Below are 2,904 nucleotides of genomic sequence, written 5' to 3' on the forward strand. Positions count from 1 at the left end.
CTAGGTCAAGCCCTCGACCGATTAGTATTGGTCAGCTGAACATGTTGCCATGCGTACACCTCCAACCTATCAACCTGGTAGTCTTCCAGGGGTCTTACTCCTTACGGATGGGATATCTTATCTTGAGGGGGGCTTCACGCTTAGATGCCTTCAGCGTTTATCCCTTCCCAACATGGCTACTCTGCTATGCCATTGGTATGACAACAGATACACCAGAGGTCAGTCCATCCCGGTCCTCTCGTACTAAGGACAGCTCCTCTCAAATATCCTGCGCCCACGACGGATAGGGACCGAACTGTCTCACGACGTTCTGAACCCAGCTCGCGTACCGCTTTAATGGGCGAACAGCCCAACCCTTGGGACCTAATACAGCCCCAGGATGCGATGAGCCGACATCGAGGTGCCAAACCACTCCGTCGATGTGAACTCTTGGGAGTGATAAGCCTGTTATCCCCAGGGTAGCTTTTATCCGTTGAGCGATGGCAATCCCACTTTCATACCACCGGATCACTAAGTCCTACTTTCGTACCTGCTCCACCCGTCGGTGTCGCAGTCAAGCCACCTTCTGCCTTTGCGCTCTGCGAATGGTTTCCAACCATTCTGAGGTGACCTTTGAGCGCCTCCGATACTCTTTCGGAGGCGACCGCCCCAGTCAAACTCCCCACCTGACATTGTCCCCGATCCAGTTCATGGACCTGGGTTAGAAACCCAATACTACAAGAGAGGTATCCCAACGGCGACTCCACACAGACTGGCGTCCATGCTTCAACGTCTCCCTCCTATCCTGTACATGTAATATCGAATCCCAGTATCAAGCTAGAGTAAAGCTCCATGGGGTCTTTCCGTCCTATCGCGGGTAACCGGCATCTTCACCGGTACTACAATTTCACCGGGCGCGTTGTCGAGACAGTGCCCAAATCGTTACGCCTTTCGTGCGGGTCGGAACTTACCCGACAAGGAATTTCGCTACCTTAGGACCGTTATAGTTACGGCCGCCGTTTACTGGGGCTTAAGTTCAAAGCTTCGACTTGCGTCTAACCTCTCCCCTTAACCTTCCAGCACCGGGCAGGCGTCAGCCCCTATACTTCACCTTTCGGTTTTGCAGAGACCTGTGTTTTTGCTAAACAGTCGCTTGGGCCTATTCTCTGCGGCCTGCTCTCGCAGGCACCCCTTCTCCCGAAGTTACGGGGTCATTTTGCCGAGTTCCTTAACAACGCTTCTCCCGTCGGCCTTAGGATTCTCTCCTCATCCACCTGTGTCGGTTTACGGTACGGGCTCGTATGAAGCAATAGCGGCTTTTCTCGACAGCTTGGATTCAGAAGCTTCGCTACTTGACTTCGCTCCACATCACACTTCAGAATCAACCCCCGGATTTGCCTGAGGGCCTGTCCTTTGTGCTTGTACTGGTTTTTCCATTCCCAGCTCTTCCTATCCTTCTGTGTCCCCACAGTTCTGTTCATACGAGGTACAGGAATTTCAACCTGTTGTCCATCGGCTACGGCTTTCGCCCTCACCTTAGGTCCCGACTTACCCAAAGAAGATCAGCTTTACTTTGGAAACCTTGGATATTCGGCCGAGAAGATTCTCACTTCTCTCTCGCTACTCATTCCGGCATTCTCTCTTCCCAGGACTCCACCGCTTCTTCCGATACGGCTTCGTTGCCCTGGCAATGCTCCTCTACCCCTGGCATTACTTGTAATGCCAAGCCGCAGCTTCGGTGTTGTGTTTTAGCCCCGGACATTTTCGGCGCAGGACCTCTCGACTAGTGAGCTATTACGCACTCTTTCAATGCGTGGCTGCTTCTAAGCCAACATCCTAGTTGTCTTCGAAATCCCACATCCTTTTCCACTTAACACACACTTTGGGACCTTAGCTGGCGGTCTGGGCTCTTTCCCTTTTGACTACCCAACTTATCTCGCGTAGTCTGACTCCTGATGAGCATCTTTATGGCATTCGGAGTTTGATATGCTTCGGTAAGCTGTGAGGCCCCCTAGGCAATTCAGTGCTCTACCTCCATTAGACTCCATCAAGGCTAGCCCTAAAGCTATTTCGAGGAGAACCAGCTATCTCCGGGTTCGATTGGAATTTCTCCGCTACCCACAGTTCATCGCCACGTTTTTCAACACATGTGCGTTCGGTCCTCCATTACCTTTTACGGTAACTTCAACCTGACCATGGGTAGGTCACCCGGTTTCGGGTCTGCGTACCCTGACTTGACGCCCTATTCAGACTTGGTTTCCCTTCGGCTCCGCACCTTGAGTGCTTAACCTCGCCAACATACGCAACTCGCCGGACCGTTCTACAAAAAGTACGCCGTCGCACCTTAACGTGCTTCGACTGCTTGTAAACATAGGGTTTCAGGTTCTTTTTCACTCCCCTCCCGGGGTTCTTTTCACCTTTCCTTCACAGTACTATGCGCTATCGGTCACTAGGTAGTATTTAGGCTTGGGGGGTGGTCCCCCCTGCTTCACGCAAGGTTTCTCGTGTCTCGCGCTACTCTGGATCCTGCCCGCTTGCTCGTCTTTTCGCCTACGGGGTTTTCACCCTCTGCGACTGGCTTTCCCAAAACCATTCGGCTAAAACTCGCAAATGCTTTACGCAGTCCGCAACCCCGAAGAACCAGGTTCTTCGGTTTGGCCTCTTTCCCTTTCGCTCGCCGCTACTTAGGAAATCGATGTTTCTTTCTCTTCCTCCGGGTACTTAGATGTTTCAGTTCCCCGGGTTCCCTCTGCATGCCTATGTATTCAACATGCAGTGACTGAGGTTCTCTCAGCCGGGTTTCCCCATTCGGTGACCTCTGGATCAATGGCTATTTGCGCCTCCCCAAAGCTTTTCGCAGCTTATCGCGACCTTCTTCGGCTCCTAGTGCCAAGGCATCCACCCTACGCTCTTATTAGCTTGACC

1 rRNA gene is annotated in these 2,904 nt (G+C 52.4%); it reads right to left on the reverse strand.

Annotated features, from left to right (window positions below):
- Position 1 precedes the first annotated feature (1 nt).
- Positions 2-2,904 (reverse strand): 23S ribosomal RNA (locus GXN74_RS14130).

It is taken from the genome of Anaerotalea alkaliphila (assembly GCF_010179735.1).
Classification (GTDB): domain Bacteria; phylum Bacillota; class Clostridia; order Lachnospirales; family Vallitaleaceae; genus Anaerotalea; species Anaerotalea alkaliphila.